The organism is Paenibacillus sp. GYB004, assembly GCF_036577605.1.
In the GTDB taxonomy this organism is placed as follows: domain Bacteria; phylum Bacillota; class Bacilli; order Paenibacillales; family NBRC-103111; genus Paenibacillus_AB; species Paenibacillus_AB oceani.
The window spans coordinates 212169-229916 of the sequence record NZ_JARBDB010000057.1; the positions used below are offsets into that span (position 1 = coordinate 212169).

Below are 17748 nucleotides of genomic sequence, written 5' to 3' on the forward strand. Positions count from 1 at the left end.
CATCATCGCAGGCCCAGCAGCATTCTCGGCCGCTTAGGAATCATCTTGCCCGCTGCTTTCCTCTGTCTGTATACTGGAGACTACCAGCAACGCGTCGAATGGAGGTACCATGGATGGAATATGCGGTTACCCTCAGCGATCACCAATATTTAAAAGACAAGCGCGAATTCATGCTGCGCTGCGCCGCCAACCCCGCCTGGACGTTAATGGCCGTCGAGCACGGCCGGTTCGAATACCGGATTCAGGGCGCCCGCGGCGAAGCGGGTACAGGCGACATTGTCGTTTGCCCGCCCTATCTCGATTTCCATCGGAAAACGCTTACACCACTGACGTTTCATTATATCAAATGCAATTGGACCGCGCCGAACGCCAATCGGCATCTCGAATTGCAGGACCGGCTGCACGACTTGTTCGCCTACAAGGTGACCATCGGCGATTCGGATCGGCTGCGGAGCAATTATTCCTGCCTCCAGGAAGCGGCAGGACGGTTAAGCGAGCCCGAGAGGGCGTGGAAAAACCATCTGGTGAACGACCTGTGGCTTCAGATCGAGCGCGAATCGAACCGGCTGTCCCGCATTAGCGGCATCCGGGACAAACTGATGCTGGAAGCGAAGGAATGGCTGGAGCTCCATTTGGACAAGGAAAGCTCGATCGCCGACGCCGCCTCCCGGTTTCATCTGCATCCGGTCCATTTCGCCCGCCGGTTCCGCAGTTGCTTCGGAGTGACGCCTTCCCGCTACGTAACGGAGTGCCGCATCGAGAAGGCGAAGAGACTGCTCTGCCAATCCGACTACACGATCGATCATATCGCCCAGCTGTGCGGCTACGACAACGGTTTTTACTTCAGCCGCATCTTCACGAAGGAGACCGGCACGAATCCGTCGGAATACCGGAAGCGGCACGCCCCGCGCTATCCCTGAATCTCCGCCGCCCGCTCGTGCCCTCGCTACGGATGCAGCAGCTGTCCGTCCGCGATCAGCCGGTCGCGAAGGGCCCCGTACTCGACCTCTTGTACGCTTGTTCCTTTCTCGAGCGCCAGTACCGCCGCCGCTGCGGCCGACTGGCCGAGGATCAGGAACACCGGCTCCAGGCGTAGCGATCCGTAAGCGATATGGGAGGCGGACAAACATACCGGCACGAGCAGATTCGTGCATTCGTCGCCTCTGGGTACGATCGCCCGATACGGGATCGGATAAGGACCGGCGGTCGGGGTCTCGACGTTGCCTTCGTTCACGCAGCAGCCGTCCAGCACGATCCGGCGGCAGTTGTGCGAGTCCATCTTGTAGGAAGCGATCCCGATCGAGTCCGGCTCGCTTACATAATGGCGGCAATGATTCTCGGTAATGACGAGATCCGATACCATCCGTCTGCCTTCGCGGATATAGAGCTGATGCGGCCAGTTCGCCGTCCCGGTGAATTCGTCGGCCGGAAGCCCCCACTGGCTCATTTCCTGGCGGATCTCCGCGGAAACTCGCTCGTCGTAGCTTAAGTAATACAGCATTCCCATATTGTACCGGACATGATCCTGGAAGATGATCTCCCTCGCCGCGTAATCCCCGCCGGGCCATCCGTGGTTGGCCCCGATATGGTCCGTACTCACCGCTCCCCGGTTGTTCAGGTCGGTTTTGCCGTTCTGCAGCATCAGATTGAGCTGCATCGCCTCCCATACGCCAGCCTGTAAATAACGCCGGAGCAGCTCGAATCGGTCCGGATCGTAGCCCGGCGGCTCCGGGAACGGAAGCCGATTGTCCGGCACGTTCGTCAGACAGATGCGGAAGTTGTAGGCTTGAACGGAACGATCCCCTTGCCCCTGAACGCCCGGAGCTTCGTCGGACACACCCGGCAGCAGACCGCTGTCCGGCTTGCCCGGAACGGCATACGGATCGATCCACGCATTAAACCGGTGGTTCGGCGAGCCGAACTGGATGCCGTTTAATGACTCCTTGTAGACAGCGTTCGCCTCCCGGCCGATCGTATACGATACGCCCGCCCTTGCCATCAGATCGCCTTCATACGTGGCGTCGATGAACATGGCCGCACGGATGACGCTGCCGTTCTCCATGCGAAGCCCCGTTATCCGGTCCGCCACCTTCATGACCTGCTGCAGATGCTGCCGGTACATGACGCGCACCCCGGCCTCGTCCACCCATCGCCCGAAAATCTCCTCTGCGGCGCTGGGCTCCAGAAGAAAAGCCGCTCCGTCTTCCTCCTCGCCGCCATACTTCCGGCCGATTTCCCGGTAAAACTGCCGGGCGAGTCCGCCGATCGTCCGCTTGATGCCGAAATCGGTCTTGCCCAGTCCGCTGGCGGTCACTCCGCCCAATCGGTCACCGGCCTCGGCGATGACGACTGCAAGCCCCATTCGCGAAGCCTGCACCGCCGCCGTTATCCCTGCGGGCGTCGCTCCGTACACGCATAAATCGGCGGTTACCGTCTCGGGCATCGCCTCTCCGTGATCCGGCTTGTAATAGTACAGTTTGCTAAAATCCGCTGCCATCGTTTCCACGCAGCCCCCTCTCTGTCCGCTATCGTCACGCTCCTCCCCACTATACATCCGCTCCCGGCGGCAACCCATGCATTTTTCAAATCGTCCTATGCACTTTTCCAACATCAAGAACCGCCGGGAGGCCCGACGGACAATTGGACATATTTACCATGCGAATCGCAAATAAAAGGTCAGCTGTAACCCAACCGTTTTTTCCGATACGCGGCCGGCGACATCCCGGTCTCTTTGCGAAACATCCGGCAAAAATAGTTCGGATCGGGCATGCAGACCGCTTCGGCGATCTGCTTCACCGTCAGCTCCGCCCGCTGCTCCAGCAGCCTGCAAGCTTTGCCGATTCGGATATGGCGCAAATATTCGAGCGGGCTCATGCCGGTGTGGCGCTTCAAACAACGCGTGATGTAATCCGGGTTGTAGTGAAACTCGCGCGCCAGCTGCGATGCCTCGTACGGGACGTCCTCATACCGTCTCAGGAAAGCCGCCACCGCTGCAGCCAGCTTGCCGGAACGGCTCTCCGAGCCGGAGGAGCGGATCAGTTCCTGCAGCTTGGCCAGCAGGCGGACATAGTGCAGTTGAAGCTGCAGCACGGTATCCACATTCAGCCGGTTGTGCAGCCGGTCCATCTCGGATAAGATCGCCCATACTTCCTCCATCTCCAGCGCTCCGTACTTGGGCATATAGATCGGCCGGCTCGGAGGAGCCGGATCGAGATCCGTTCCTTTGCGCAGCACAAGCGACCAGGGGATGTCGGAGGCGGGCAAGCGATTTTGTGCAGATTCATGCTGAATATGAAGCCAGAACAGCTCCGTATCCTCTTCGCATTCCCGGTACCCGACATGCATGCGCCCCGGCTCCAGCATCAGCATCTGCCCCGCGCCGATCACATATTCCGTCCCTTCCTCGGCCATATACAAGCAGCCGGTTTTCACAAACAACACGTCATACAGCCCGAATTGCCGCGAGAAATGCCGCATCCCGGGCCGCCATACCGCATGTCCCACGGTCACGAGCTGGGGCAGCGGCGACACGCTCCACTCCAGACACTCCATACGTCCGACTCTCCTTATCCGGAACTTTAGACTGCGGGCAATCGCTCGTCCGTCCACAGCCGATAGCTCTATCGTACCTGATCCGGGCCGGCTGCGGAAGTCGAAATTGTGCTAGTTTTGGTCGGTTGTGTCCCTGTTTCACGTCCCGGATCGGAGGTACACTGGTACCAGCAGGGGTACGATCGCATCCGGCGGCCGTTCGGACAGGTATCGCTCTCATACGGGGCTGTCCGGCAGGCTTGCTTTCACCTTAGACGCACAACAGAACGATCCTAACTCCGATTACGCCCAGGAGGGTTGTCCACATGAGATTTCGTCAGGTGCATCTCGATTTCCATACGTCCGAAGCGATTGCCGGCATCGGCGCCCGCTTCTCGAAACAGCAGTTCCAGGACATGCTGAAGCTCGGCCATGTCGATTCGATCACCGTGTTCTCCAAATGTCATCACGGCTGGGCCTATCATCCATCCAAGGCGAACCGGATGCATCCGCAGCTGTCGTTCGACTTGCTCGGCGCGCAGATCGAAGCCGCCCATGAAATCGGGGTAAAAACACCCGTTTATTTATCGGCAGGACTCGACGAGAAGACGGCTCGCGAGCGGCCGGAATGGCTGTCCCGCAGACGCAACGAGCAGACAAACTGGGCGCCCGACTTTCTGTCGCCGGGCTACCATACGCTGTGCATGAACAGCCCGTACCTCGATGTGCTGGTCGAGCAGATCGAAGAAGTGGTCCGGAACTACGACGCGGACGGTATCTTCCTCGACATCGTCGGCGTGAAGGAATGTTATTGCCACTCCTGTATCCGGACCGCCCGCGAACGGGGCGTCGATCCCCGGGTGAAGCCGGATATGATGCCGATCTGGGAAGAAACGTATGCCCGCTATACGGAACGGACCAATGAGGCGGCGCAAAAGCATAAACCCGGCATGCCGGTGTTCCACAACGGCGGACATATCCCGCAAGGCAGACGCGATCTGGCGAAGCGCAATACCCACCTGGAGCTGGAATCGCTGCCGACGGGCGGTTGGGGATACGACCACTTCCCGCTGTCGGCCCGATATGTTCAAGGACTCGGGATGCCTTATCTCGGCATGACCGGGAAATTCCATACGACCTGGGGCGAATTCGGCGGCTACAAACATCCGAATGCACTTCGCTACGAGACGGCGCTCAGCCTGGCGAACGGCGCGCGCTGCTCGATCGGCGACCAGCTCCATCCGGACGGTCTCATGGATGAAGCGACGTACCGGCTGATCGGAGCCGCCTACCGGGAGGTGGAGGCGAAGGAAGCCTGGTGCGAAGCCGTCTCCAACGTGGCGGACATCGCGCTGCTGACGACCGAGGCGGCCGACTGCAAAGCGGAAGGCGAGGGCCGGTGCCCGAAGGCCGACCAAGGAGCAGTACGGATGCTGCTCGAAGGAAACTGGCTGTTCGACGTCGTTGACCCCGAGTCGGACTGGAACGGTTACCCCGTCCTCATCCTTCCGGATCGGATCCGGCTGAACGCGTCGCTGGAGGCAAAATTGCTCGATTACGTGAAGCAGGGCGGACGCGTGCTCGCTACCGGCCGTTCGGGACTGCGCGAGGACGGCGGAGGCTTCGCGATCGATCTCGGCGCCAGCTGGATCGGCACGGCCCCGTACCGGCCCGACTACTGGTTGCCGCAGTTGGCGCTTCCAGGCGGATCGGCCGCACCCGAAGGCACCGCTTACGTCATGTACAGCGAAGGCCAGCAGATCGCGGCGGCAGGCGGGGGCACCGTGCTGGGAGAGCGCCACAATCCGTATTTCAACCGCGACGCCTTCGCCTTCTGCTCGCACCAGCATACGCCGAACAGCAAGCAAAGCGGCGGACCCGGCATGACGGAAGGATCGGCCGGCATCTATATCGCCTGGGACGTATTCGAGGATTATGCGGCCAAGGGCAGCCTGTTTTTACGCGACACCGTGTCGGCGGCATTAAGCCGTCTGCTTGGGGAGAGGCCTACTTTGACGACTACGCTTCCGGCTCAAGGCGTAACGACCGTACAGCGTCAGGACGGGCATAACCGACTCGTTCATCATCTGCTGTACGCAACGCCGGTGAGACGCGGGGAGAAAATCGAAATAATCGAAGATATCGTGCCGTTGTACGACATCTCCTGTTCGCTGCGAACAGAACGCCCGGTGAAGACCGTTTACCTGGCTCCGCAAATGGAGCCGCTGCCGTATTCCGAGCAGGACGGCGTCATTACGTACACTGTGCCCAAGCTGGACTGCCACCAGATGGTCGTGGTCGAGCTCATCTAATAAATAAAAACGACCCGGTTCGGCCAATCGCTTGGCCGCGGGTCGTTTTCATGTTCCTACACATAATGGCTCGAGTGCCGACGTTTATTTCAGTGCTCCTTCCGCCAGACCTCCGATAATGTACCGCTGCGTAAATCCGTACAGCACGAGGATCGGCAGCATGGTCAGGAAAAATCCGGCGAACGCCAAATTGTAGTCGAAGCTGTATTCGCTTTTGAAATTGTAGATGAACAGCGGCAGCGTCCAGAAATCCGGGTGCCGGTTCAGCATAATGAGCGGGAGCTGGAAATCGTTCCATATCCACAGGCTGTTCAGAATCAGTACGGTAGCGACAATCGGCAGCATCATCGGGTATACGATCCGCACGAACGTTTGCCACACGCCGCAGCCGTCAATTTTGGACGCCTGGTCGAGTTCGATCGGAACGTTTTTCAAAAATCCGACGCACAAAAACATCCCCTGTGCAAACGAAAGCGTCACGTACATCAGGATGAGGCCGGTCTGATCCAGCAGCTGCAAATTGCTCATATGCCGGTAGATCGGCAGCATGACAGCCTGAAACGGAACGAATATTCCGGACAATATAAGAAAGTACAACGCTTTGTAGTACGTCTTGTTCATATTGCGCGAGATGGCGTATGACAGCATCGGAATCAGCAGCAGCATCAGCAGCACCGAAATCGCAGTGATCGATACCGAGTTTTGCAAATAAGTGCTGAAATTCGCCTTCTGAATCACTTGCCGGAAATTCCCCAAGTAAAAGCCGGAAGGCAGCGAGAAAAAGCTGGCGGTCGACTCGGCCTGCGTCTTCATCGCAATGACGATCGTCAAATACATCGGAAACATAATAAAAAGCGAACCGACCGACAGCACCGCATACCGCAAAAAACGAAGCGCTCCCTTCTTCATTGCTGACCTGCCTCCTTCCGGTTCAAAAACTTGAATTGGACAAAAGAAATCAGCGCGATCAGCAAAAAGACATAGATCGCTTCGGCCGTTCCGTAACCGAACTTCATTTCGCTGAGTCCGTGCTTGTAGATCAGAAACCCGATCGACTCGGTCGCCTGCGCCGGGCCTCCGTCCGTCATCGCGACGATCGTATCGAATACGGTAAGCCCGCCCTTTATCGCCAGCACCAGATTCACATTAAGCATCGGGATCAGAAACGGCAGTGTAACCGAGAAGAAACGCTGCACCGGCGAAGCTCCGTCAATGGTGGCCGCCTCCCGCAAATCTTTCGGCACGCTGGCCAGACCGGCGATAAAAATAACCATCGGAACGGCAAAGCCCTGCCAGACGTTGGTCAGCACGATCCCGAATATCGCCGTATCCTTGCTCCCCAATATGTTCTTGGACAGCCATTCCAAGCCTAGCGACTCGCCGATCGGCGGCAGCACGGAGAAAAAAATCTGGTTGAAAATAAGACCGACCGTAATCATGCTCAAGACGGCCGGAAAAAAGAATATCGACCGGAACAAGCCGCGCAGCTTCAGCGGCCCTGTCAGCAAAAGCGCCAGAGCAAGCGCAACGCCAAGCTTCAGGACGACAACGAGTCCCGTGTACACAAACGTAAATTTCAAGGAATGGAGGAACCGGCTGTCACGGAGCAGCTCGATATAGTTGCTCAGTCCGATAAACCGGTACGTTTTGGAAAAGCCGTTCCAATCGGTCAAGCTGTAGTAAATCCCCATTCCTACCGGGAAAACGAAAAACAGCACATACAGGACAAGTGCCGGAACGGTGAGCAGAAAAAAGATTGATCCCGCCTTCATTCCGGCAAAGGGCTTCTTCCTCCGGGCCTTGGTCCCGGTCGAACGAATCGCCTCCATCATCCACCTCCGGATATTGATATAGTCCAACGGGCACAACAAACCCCCTCCAGCTGCGGACACGGACCGGCAACCCGGCTTCCGAAGGCTCGAGGGGGCCTTAACAACGGCTGTTGTAGCGCCGTTTACTTCTTATTCAGCTTGTTATAGAAAATCGAATCCAGCTTTTGCAAATACGCGTCGATGTCTCCCGTCGCGAACAGCTCCTGGGTAGCCTTGCCGACGTCTGCGTTCACTCCCGCCGGCCATAAACGTTCGATCGTCGGATACACTTTGCCCGCCTCGATCAGGCTGTTCAAAGTCGTCAATTCCTTCACGCCGTTATTAACGCCTTTGATCGCCGCCGGGTAACCTCCGAAGTCGACGTAACGCTGCACCGATTCCTTGGACACCATAAATTCGACGAATTTCCTCGCCTCTTCCTTATGCTTGCCGTTGGCCGGCAGGCCGATCGCGGTGTCGACGGACACTTGCGTTTTGGCGTTTTCCGCTTTCTCCGGCGGCATCGGGAACATCGCAAATTCGAGGTTCGGGTTCGCCTGCTTGATGGACTTGATGGCCCAAATGCCGGTAAACCACATCGCCGACTTACCGTTGGCGAATTCGCGAAGCGCGTCGTCGTATCCGGTACCGAGCGCATCTTTTTGCGAATACTTCCGCATTTCGTACAGCTTTTGGGCGAACGGCTTCATATCCGCGCGGTCAGTAATATGCGCTTTGCCCTTCATAACATCGTCCAGAGACGACTCGATGTTCGGCAGCATCAGACCCATTTTGAAGACGACCTCCTGCCGGATGCCGTTCCAGTCCTTGTCATGGAAATAAAAAGGCGTAATGCCGGCGGCTTTGATCGTTTCCGCCGTTTTGATCAGTTCGTCGTACGTTTGTGGAATTTTCAAACCGAGATCGTTAAATACTTTCGTGTTGTAATATACGCCAAGCGTTGCCAGCGCTACGGGAACTACATAGTTTTTCCCGTCGATTTTGCTGAGCTCGACGATCGCGGGCTGAACGTTGGCAAGCAGCGGATCGTTGGTCAAATCCACGACGTTGCCTTCCTTGGACATTTGCTGAAAGACCGCGTTATGCGGGTAATGGGTAAACACCTGCGGTGCGTCGTTCGTAGACACGCGCATCGTCCAAACGTTCTCCGGATTCGGAACGTTGTTTTGTTCGACGGTGATGTTCGGATATTTCTCCTGAAACGTCTTGATCAGCTGATTGTCGATATCGACGGCATCCGCTTTCATTTGGAAAAACTCAAGCTTGACCTTCTCGGACCCTCCCGACTTGGTAGCTCCCTCCTGTTCGCCGCTGCCGCTGCTGCCCGAGCAGCCCGTAACGACGGCGAGCAGAGAAGCGAGTGCGGCTGCCGTCCACTTCTGATGCGATGTTTTCATTACCTTTGACCCCTTCCTCCTCATGTTCGTCTGACAAGTTCAGTATAGAGTAATGCGTTATGGGCCAATAGGATAGAAGTGACTGGGTGAATATAAGAAAAACGACTATTCGATGTAAAGCACGGATGAACGACCGCGATTTAGCTGTAGTTTTTCTTGGTAAGGAATCTCTCCTTTCCCTTGTTATTCCCGGGAACCGTTGGGATTCCTTAGCGTTAAGAAAAACGACTATTCGATGTAAAGCACGGGTGAACGACCGCGATTTAGCTGTAGTTTTTCTTGGTAAGGAATCTCTCCTTTCCTTGCTCGAAGCTCGAATGCCTCCCCTTACGTCACAGGCTGCTTTCTCGTTTGCCCCGGCGTCTCGCCGTACACCTTCTTGTACATCTGGATGAAGTAGGAGTAATCGTTGAAGCCTACCGAAGACGCCACTTCGGATACCGGAAGCGAACCGTCGCTTTCCAGCATCGCCTTCGCCTTGCTCATGCGAAGCGACAATACATACTGTGAGAAGCGGACTCCGGTTTTTTTCTTGAATATTCGGCTCAAATAAGTCGGATCGGTAAAAAATACGTTTTTTGCGATCTGCTCCAGCACGATATCGTCCCGGTAATGCTGCTCGACATAACCGATCAGCCGATCGCCCATATCGTTTTTCGTCATCGACAGCTTCCATTTGGCCGCCGCCTTTTCCACCGAGTCGCCGAGCAGATCCGCCGCTTCGCCGGCACTGCCGAATCCGTGCCAATCGGGAGTGTCCATGAACGAATCGGTCGGCTCACCGTTGCCGTTTGCGAGTTCGTTCAGCAGATTGACGACGCGGGTCGTCCGGTCCGCAATTTCCAGCAACAGCCGGGGAGGAAGTTCGCGGTCTACGATTTGCCGGATTGTCTGGCGGACCAGCTTGCCGGCCTCATCGCCGGCGCCTCTGCAGGCTTTGCGGTATAAGGAGGACTGCCACTCGTCCAGCTCGGTATGACTGAAGCCGCTTACTGCCGCTGGCTCCTGGGGAGCGTATACGACAAGTCTCCTGTCGCACACAAACCGGTGCAGCAGCGCCTCCCTGGCTTCCCGGTACGCCGATCCAAGCTCGCCGGGGTCGTCCCGGCACCGGCTTAAACCGACATCAATCCTGACTCCGGCCTGGTCAGAAAGGCGGCGAACCGGACCGGCGAGCAGACTGACTCCTGCGTCCTCCCGGCCGCCGTCTGGCGATGACGGAATTTTCAGGTGAAGCACGATCAGATTCCCGTAACGTCTCGAGTGGGTCGCGACCGCCCGAATGCCGCTTTCGCGAAGTTTCCCGATCAGCAGCCGTTTGATGCAATCCCGCTCGCCAGCTTCGAATCGAACGACCGCAAGCGCATAACTTCCGGACAAGTCCGCCGGCGGGTCTTCGTTATCGTACAAGCAGGAGGCAAATTGACTTTCCAGCCTTTTCTCCGAAAGGGTAAGCGCTTTATCCCTAATTTGCTCGAGCAATTCCAACAGTTCCGCCTTGTCGACCGGCTTTAGCAAATATCGCTCCACCTTGTACCGGATGGCCTGCTGCGCATAATTAAAATCATCGAACCCGCTTATAATGACATTGATCGTATCCGGATAGCTGAGATACAAGCGTGCAGCCAGCTCGATTCCGTCCAGCAGCGGCATTCGGATATCGGACAGCACGAGATCGGCTGGACGCTCGCTCAACAGGCTCCATGCCTGCAAGCCGTCCTCCGCTTCCATTACTTCCGCCTCGGGATTCCAGTTTCGTATCGTTTGCACAAGCGCCTTGCGGGCAAAATATTCGTCATCGACGACCATGATGTTCATCGCATGCCATCTCCTTTCACAGCGGGAATCGCCATCTCGATGCAGGTGCCTCCCTCAGGCCGCTGCGACGCCCTGATCCAATATTCCGGTCCGTAGTAGTGTTTAATTCTCCCATGTATATTTTGCAGCCCCAAGTGCGGACTCGGATTGTCGGTCTGCGGCGCCCCGGGCTCGGCGAACATGCCGTTCAGTTCCTCCAGCTTGTCGTTATCCATCCCGACACCATCGTCCTCGATCCGGATCTCGACGAACTGCCCCTTCAGCTCCATGGACAGCATGAGCAGGCCTCTTCCCCCTTTTGGCTCAAGACCATGGTAAAACGAGTTTTCCACCAGCGGCTGGAGCAGAAATTTGAGTATCTTATACGGGTACAACTCCTCCGAAATCGAATAGCGGACCTCGAATTTTCCGAAAAACCGGATCTGCTGAATCGTTATGTAGTTGCGGATCTGTTCCAGCTCCTGTCCGATCTCCACCCTATCGCCCGCTTTAATATTGTACCGGTACATGCTCGACAGGCTCCTCGATACGGCTGCGATTTCCTCCGAGCCTTGAAGCTCCGCAATGGAATGAATCGTGTTTAACGTATTGTACAAAAAATGCGGATTGATCTGCGCCTGCATCATATTCAGCTCGGCCCGCTTCTGCAGCTGTCCGGACAGCAGCTCCTTCTCCCGGCTTTCCTTCAGGCGGGCGATCATATCCTTGTAGCTGCCGATCAGCCGTCCGATCTCGTCATTGCGTTTCGTCTCGAGCGTTACCAAATCCCAGTTGTCGGAATCGACGAGCTTGATTGCCCGGTTCAGCTTGTTGATCGGGCGAATAAACCGTTTGGTCATCCAGACGCTCAGCAGAAAAGCGGCCAGCAGACATGCAAGACTGAGCAGCATATAATTACCCGTGTTTACCAAAAACGACCGGTCGATAACTTGAGCCGGAATGTACTGAATAATTTTCCAATTCGTCTGTTCGTTCACGACCATGCTGAACATATACCGCTGCTCCCCTCTGCCTAGATCGGCTTTCATCGAGATCCCCGCAGAGTTCGCGTCACGCTCCAGCAAAGCGGCGATACCAGTCATCTGCCGGTAGTCCCGGTTGTCCCCCGCTTCATGCGAGTGGTAAATCACCTGATCGCCCGCGACGACGATCGTTCCCGGTTCGTAAAAGCGGCTTGAGCTTCGATCGGAAGCGCTCCCCAAAATATTGATGATCGACTTGAAATTGATGTCGACCTTAATGAAGCTGTTCGATTTGCGGTCGGCATTCAGATCGGTCAACGTTCGGAGCGCGGATACGAACTGATCTTCGTTTTTTACGGTGCTGCTCTTGTAAGGAGCCGATACCAGAATTTTGCCGCCGACGGTCTCCCTGTCGCCAAACAGCGCACTGACCTGACCGATATCCGGCACTCTTGCGTTTGTGCTGTTGTAAATCATACCGTTCGGAGCAAGCAGCGTAATCGCCGAAATGTTTCCGTTCATAAGCACGAATTGATCCATCGCGTGCTGGACGTACAAATAATCGTCCAAATATTCTTTGCCGGTCTGTGATTCGTTTTTATTCATAATCGCTTGCAGCTTCGTATCGGTTAAATAAAAAAACGTATTTCTCGACACGGTCGATACAAAATCGCTCAGGATAACGTTAGTCCGGCTGTTCAGCTGACGCAGCACGTTTTCGTAATTGCTCCGTGTCTGGTAATACAAATTGACCCCGTACAGCAACAGCGCCGACAAGACGGGCACGGTCAAGATCAGGATGTAAGACCACAGCAGCTTGCTCTGGAACGATATCGGTTTTGATTGTTTATCGGATTTGAAAAAACTGGTCAATCCATCCCCGCCCTCTTGTCAACTTGCGCCGATTATTATGCTAGATCCGCCGCGGCCGTTTACGCACAATCAATGATCGGGCAGCCAGAACCTCTCCCTATTCTATCTTCGCCTCCTGCCGCGGACAATACCTCTATGAAATCTTAACGTTTCGGGAGAGTCTGCGTCAGCCTTGCGGACAACTTGCAGCCTTTTCCGTTTCTGCGCATTAAAAAAGGCCGTCCCTTCGGACGGCGAGGCGAACCTCCGTCATCAAGAGACGGCCTTTCATGTTTTAGCCGACGGCTGCAGCCGATTACGCTTGGTTTGGCCGTTTATGCCGCTTTCGCCTGCAGCTTCACCTGCGGATTGTTCCACAGCTCGATCCATTTTTTGATCGCCGCGATCATAATGATGATGCCCAGCACGAGCATGATGACGGACAGCGAGGCGTTCAGAACGCTATAGCCCGAGACGGCTTTGTTCAGATAGACGTTTTTAACCATCCAGAAGCCGGCATAGTTGACTGTAACGAACAAGTAGGCGAGCGGGATGAGACAGGTCAGCATATACCAGCGTTTGTCCGCAATTTTCAGAATGACCGTCGCCCCGACGATCAGCCCGATCGAAGCCATCAGCTGATTCGATACGCCGAACAGCGCCCATACCGAACCGATATCGCCCGACGTAAGCAGGTAACCCCACATGAAGCAGGCAAGCGCGCTTGCGAATATCGCGCCAGGCACCCAATCGACCCGCTTCAGCGGCTTGTATACTTCGCCGAAGAAGTCCTGGATCAAGTAACGCGCCACGCGGGTTCCGGCATCGATCGCCGTCAGGATGAACACCGCTTCGAACATAATGACGAACTGGAAGAAATACGATGACAAATGACTGAACCAAGGGATTTTCGTGAAAATGTACGTCATGCCGACCGCCAGGGTAACCGCTCCCCCCGTCCGGCCTTCGAGGTTCAGCCCGATTTTCTCAGCCAGCTCTGGCAGATGGACGACATCCATACCGAGCGTCGCGAATACTTTGGGCGTCGAGTTGATCGCAAAATAGTCGGCCGGCTGCAGAGCCGTCGCCGCGATCAGCGCCATAATACCGACCAGACATTCCACCAGCATCGCGCCGAATCCTACAACCTTGATGTCGCTCCAGCGGTTGATCATCTTCGGCGTCGTACCGGAGCCGACGAACGCATGGAAGCCGGATATCGCGCCGCAGGCGATCGTGATCGAGATAAACGGCCAGACCGGACCGGGGAGGATCGGACCGCCGCCGCCTACAAATTCCGTGAACGCCGGGAAGTTGATGGACGGGTTAATAATGAATACGCCGATAATCAGAGCGATGAATACCCCGATCTTCATAAAGCTGCTCAAGTAATCCCGCGGCGCGAGAAGCAGCCAGACCGGCAGCGCAGCCGCAAAAAATGCATAAATCGGCAAAATGTAGCCAAGCGTCTTCGAATCGAGCGTCAAGAGATCTCCGAGAGCCGTACCTTGAATGGACGGACCTGCGAATACGCCGACCATAAGCAGGATGAAGCCGAGCGTGGAAGCGACCTTCAGGTTGCCCGTCTTTTTGTACAGCAGCCCGACGCCCATCGCGATCGGAATCGTAATCGCTACCGCGAACGTCCCCCACGGGTTGTTCTCCAAGGCGTGCAGCACGACCATGGACAATCCCGCCATCGTTATCGTGATGATGAACAGCATCGCCAGTCCGGTGCAAAATCCGGCAACCGGCCCGAGCTCATCTTTGGCCACTTCGGAAAGCGATTTGCCCTGCTTGCGCATCGAGGCAAACAAGACGACCATATCGTGGACGGCGCCGCCGATCACCGCTCCGATCAGCAGCCAGAGCAGTCCCGGCAAGTAGCCGAACTGCGCCGCCAATATCGGGCCGACGAGCGGTCCCGCCGCGGCAATCGCAGCAAAATGGTGACCGAACGTCACCCATTTGTTCGTAGGGACATAATCTTTTCCGTCGTTCATCGCATGAGCCGGCGTCTGATTGGCGTCGTTTAGCTTCAGCACCTTGGCCGCCATAAACGTTCCATACAACCGGTACGCAATCATCAGTATACAGATCGAGCCAATGACGATTGTAATCGCATTCATTGTCGTGCTGCACCCCTTCTCTCGTTTGTAACCCGATTATAAAACTTGAAAACGCGCGATGGCCGTTTTCAGGTTAAGTTGCAGGAGAGGGAAGGCGAGTTGCACAGATGACTGGTTGAAATGCATGATCCGGCATTTGAACGGCATCGCTCAGAGTGTACGTTCGACGCAACACGATTTAACGTGGAGAGCCTGATATTCAAAAGTTCAGAAGCTGCTTGATCTCTTTCATAAACGTCCGGCTAACGGGAATCGAATTGCCGCTGCGCACGATCAGCGTACAGGTCGAGTTAAACCAGGGCTGAATCTCGATGACGTTGTCCAGATTGACCAGATACGCGCGGTGCACCCGGACGATCGGGGAATGCTGCAGCTTGCGCTCCAGTGCGGTCAGCGCGTCGTTTACCCGGTATTGGCGATCCTCGGTCACGATGCTGGTCTTGCCATCCTCGAAGCAGATGTAGAGAATTTTATCGATCGGGATCAGCATGATCCGGTCGTCGACCGAGATCGGCAGACGCTCGATCCGCCCCGGCGGCTTGCCGGACGGACCGGATGCGGCACCCGGCGGCTGGTGCTCCTTGCGCTCCAACCGTCTGGCGATTTTGCTCACAGCCGTCTCGATCCGGCTTTCCTCAAAAGGCTTCAGCACATAATCGCTCGCCTCCAGCTCGAACGCCTGCAGCGCATATTCGTCATACGCCGTGGCGAATACGATCTCGGGCCGCCGTCCGCCCATTCCTTCGGCCAGCCGTTTCGCGACGTCCAGGCCGCTCTCTCCCTCGAGCTGAATATCGAGGAAGACGACGTCGGGCTCCAGCTCCCGGACCCGTTCGATCGCTTGTTCCAGCCGGTCGGCTTCGCCTACCACTTCCACCAATCCGGTCCGCCGCAGCAAATAAGCCAGCTCGCCCCGCGCCAGCGGTTCATCATCCACGATCAAAGCTTTCAACATGCGTCTCCCCCCAGTGCGAGTGATGAATCGGCAACCGGATCGTTACCTTCGTGCCGGCTCCCGGCTTGCTCTCGATGCGAAAATCTCCTTCCGCCCCGTATAACTCATCGATCCGTTTGCAGATATTATATAAAGCGGTGCCGGTCCCTTCCAGCGATTCGACGGTCCGGCTGCCCAGCGCCGCAAGCAGCTCGCCGGGAATGCCTCTCCCGTTATCCTCGGTGACGAGCACCATTTTGTCCTGCTCGCGATAGGCGCGCAGGGTGATCTCGCTTCTCCCCGGCTCGGCGTGAGCCGGGAATGCGTACTTCAGCGCATTTTCCACCAGCGGCTGCAGCGTAAAGGGCGGGACGCCGATCTCTTCGAGCGCCGGATCGATTTCCATTCGCATCGAATATTTATCCGGAAACCGGGCTTGTTCGAGACTGAGGTACGCTCTTACGTGCTCCAGCTCTTTGTACAGCGGGACGACCGTCTGGCGCGCCCCTTGCAGATTGCTGCGGAAAAATACGCTGAGCTGCTGCAGCAGCGTTCTTGCCTTCTCCGGGTCCATCCGGCACAGAGCGGATATCGTATTAAACGCATTAAACAGAAAATGGGGATGCACTTGGGCTTGAAGCGCTTTAATCTCGGCGTCCTTGAGCAGTCTGCGCTGTCTCTCCGCCTCCGCCAGCTCGAGCTGCGTGGAGAACAGCCTGCTTAACCCTTCGGCCAGCTCCTCCTCGGCTTGATCGAGCCGGCTGGGCTTTTTGTAATACAGCTTCAGTGTGCCGACGGTCCGGTCGAGCACTTTCAACGGCAGGACGATGGCGGCTTGCAGGACACAATCCGGCTTGCTGCACTGAATCTGCTCGCGGGTCGCGGCCTTGCCCGCGCTCCCCTCCTCCAGCACTTGCCTCGTCAGCTGTGTCGATATAGGTTGCAGCGCCACATGATGGTCCGACCCTGCCCCGATATGGGCCAGTACATGATGCCGGTCCGTGATCGAGATCGCATCGGCATTAGTCTGTTTCCTAATGATCTCGGCCGCCTCCCGGCATGAATGCGGATTAAGTCCCTGACGGAAAAAAGGAAGCGTCTGATCTGCGATCGCAAACGCCAGCTGCGTCTGGTGCGCGCGGGTTCTCGTCTCTTCCCGGATGATCGACTGAATGATCAGCATGAACAGCAGCGTGCCGAATCCGTTAATGAAAATCATCGGGACGGCGATGACTTCCACAAGTGCTGCCGCGGCCTCGAAAGGCCGCGCCACCAGCAGAATCGTAGCCATCTGCGTACATTCCATCAGCAGCCCGATGACGACGGCACGCCATAACGCGCTGGACTCCCGCAAACGAATCCGTTTGCCGAGATACCCGGTAGCGATCCCTGCGAGTATGCTCGACATGCCGCACGCCACTGCCGTAAACCCGCCGAGCGTAAACCGGTGCAGACCGGCAATAAGACCGACACCCGTTCCAACGGCGGGACCGCCGATCAAGCCGCCGATGACGACGCCCATTATGCGCGTATTCGCGATCGCGCCGTCCGTCTCGATCCACGTCTGCCAGGCTTGCGATGCAATCAGGCTGCCTCCCCGGATCTCCACCCCGGTATAATTGCTAATAACGCCAAACGCTCCGAAGATGACAATAAGCCGGATTTTATCCGTGACGCCGTCTTCGTGGTTGACAATGTTCCGGAACGATTTCAGGCGCGAGAGCAGGATGGCCACAATCAGCAGGATGCCTACCCGCTCCAGCATCAGGGGGAGCAAGCTAATCATGCTTTCTCACCTTCTCCATGGGTTGTTAACGTGTCTATAAGAGGCTGTCGATTCATTGTGGACAACCAAGTGGAAAGGGAACAGATTACCTTCTGGCGAGTTTTGTCTGGAATCCCCTACCTTACAATCCTTATTCAATCAAGGGATTCCGGACAACCTGTTTGAGCAGAAGAAGATAACTTTTCACTTGAAACG

General features: G+C 56.4%; 12 protein-coding genes. 2 read left to right on the forward strand and 10 right to left on the reverse strand.

What is annotated here, in order from left to right; translation table 11 throughout:
- Window positions 1–113: 113 nt before the first annotated feature.
- The gene (locus PV433_RS24175; RefSeq protein WP_190931188.1) at window positions 114–920 is read left to right on the forward strand and encodes an AraC family transcriptional regulator; all 807 of its coding nucleotides are present in this window, start codon (window positions 114–116) and stop codon (window positions 918–920) included.
- 26 nt (window positions 921–946) lie between these two features.
- On the opposite strand, the gene PV433_RS24180 is transcribed toward PV433_RS24175, so the two are convergent.
- Both PV433_RS24180 and PV433_RS24185 read right to left on the reverse strand, forming a co-directional pair.
- Window positions 947–2497, reverse strand: a complete 1551-nt coding sequence (locus PV433_RS24180) for an FAD-dependent oxidoreductase (protein ID WP_332074778.1) — start codon at window positions 2495–2497, stop codon at window positions 947–949.
- A gap of 179 nt (window positions 2498–2676) precedes the next feature.
- On the reverse strand, window positions 2677–3552 hold the full coding sequence (locus tag PV433_RS24185; protein WP_332074596.1) for an AraC family transcriptional regulator: 876 nt from the start codon (window positions 3550–3552) through the stop codon (window positions 2677–2679).
- 305 nt (window positions 3553–3857) lie between these two features.
- Between PV433_RS24185 and PV433_RS24190 the strand changes: the two genes are divergently transcribed.
- Window positions 3858–5843, forward strand: coding sequence for a beta-galactosidase trimerization domain-containing protein (locus tag PV433_RS24190; RefSeq protein ID WP_332074597.1), 1986 nt, complete (start codon window positions 3858–3860; stop codon window positions 5841–5843).
- 84 nt (window positions 5844–5927) lie between these two features.
- Here the strand turns inward: PV433_RS24190 and PV433_RS24195 are convergent, their stop codons facing one another.
- The 8 genes from PV433_RS24195 to PV433_RS24230 all read right to left on the reverse strand — a co-directional run bounded on the left by PV433_RS24195 (window position 5928) and on the right by PV433_RS24230 (window position 17553).
- Complete coding sequence (locus PV433_RS24195; protein WP_332074598.1) at window positions 5928–6752, reverse strand: carbohydrate ABC transporter permease; 825 nt, start codon at window positions 6750–6752, stop codon at window positions 5928–5930.
- A complete protein-coding gene (locus PV433_RS24200; RefSeq protein ID WP_332074599.1) occupies window positions 6749–7702 on the reverse strand; it encodes a carbohydrate ABC transporter permease in 954 nt (317 codons plus the stop codon). The genes PV433_RS24195 and PV433_RS24200 overlap by 4 nt, the downstream gene beginning before the upstream one ends.
- Window positions 7703–7797: 95 nt before the next feature.
- The gene (locus PV433_RS24205; protein ID WP_332074600.1) at window positions 7798–9072 is read right to left on the reverse strand and encodes an ABC transporter substrate-binding protein; all 1275 of its coding nucleotides are present in this window, start codon (window positions 9070–9072) and stop codon (window positions 7798–7800) included.
- Window positions 9073–9399: 327 nt separating this feature from the next.
- Window positions 9400–10890 carry a response regulator gene (locus PV433_RS24210; protein WP_332074601.1) on the reverse strand — a complete coding sequence of 497 codons (1491 nt, stop codon included), beginning with the start codon at window positions 10888–10890 and terminating at the stop codon, window positions 9400–9402.
- A complete protein-coding gene (locus PV433_RS24215; RefSeq protein WP_332074602.1) occupies window positions 10887–12725 on the reverse strand; it encodes a sensor histidine kinase in 1839 nt (612 codons plus the stop codon). Before PV433_RS24215 ends, PV433_RS24210 begins: the two co-directional genes overlap by 4 nt.
- Window positions 12726–13039: 314 nt before the next feature.
- Window positions 13040–14833, reverse strand: coding sequence for a carbon starvation protein CstA (gene cstA / locus PV433_RS24220; protein WP_332074603.1), 1794 nt, complete (start codon window positions 14831–14833; stop codon window positions 13040–13042).
- A 199-nt stretch (window positions 14834–15032) separates the two neighbouring features.
- The gene (locus tag PV433_RS24225; RefSeq protein ID WP_332074604.1) at window positions 15033–15788 is read right to left on the reverse strand and encodes a LytR/AlgR family response regulator transcription factor; all 756 of its coding nucleotides are present in this window, start codon (window positions 15786–15788) and stop codon (window positions 15033–15035) included.
- On the reverse strand, window positions 15763–17553 hold the full coding sequence (locus PV433_RS24230; RefSeq protein ID WP_332074605.1) for a sensor histidine kinase: 1791 nt from the start codon (window positions 17551–17553) through the stop codon (window positions 15763–15765). Before PV433_RS24230 ends, PV433_RS24225 begins: the two co-directional genes overlap by 26 nt.
- Between the last annotated feature and the right edge of the window lie 195 nt (window positions 17554–17748).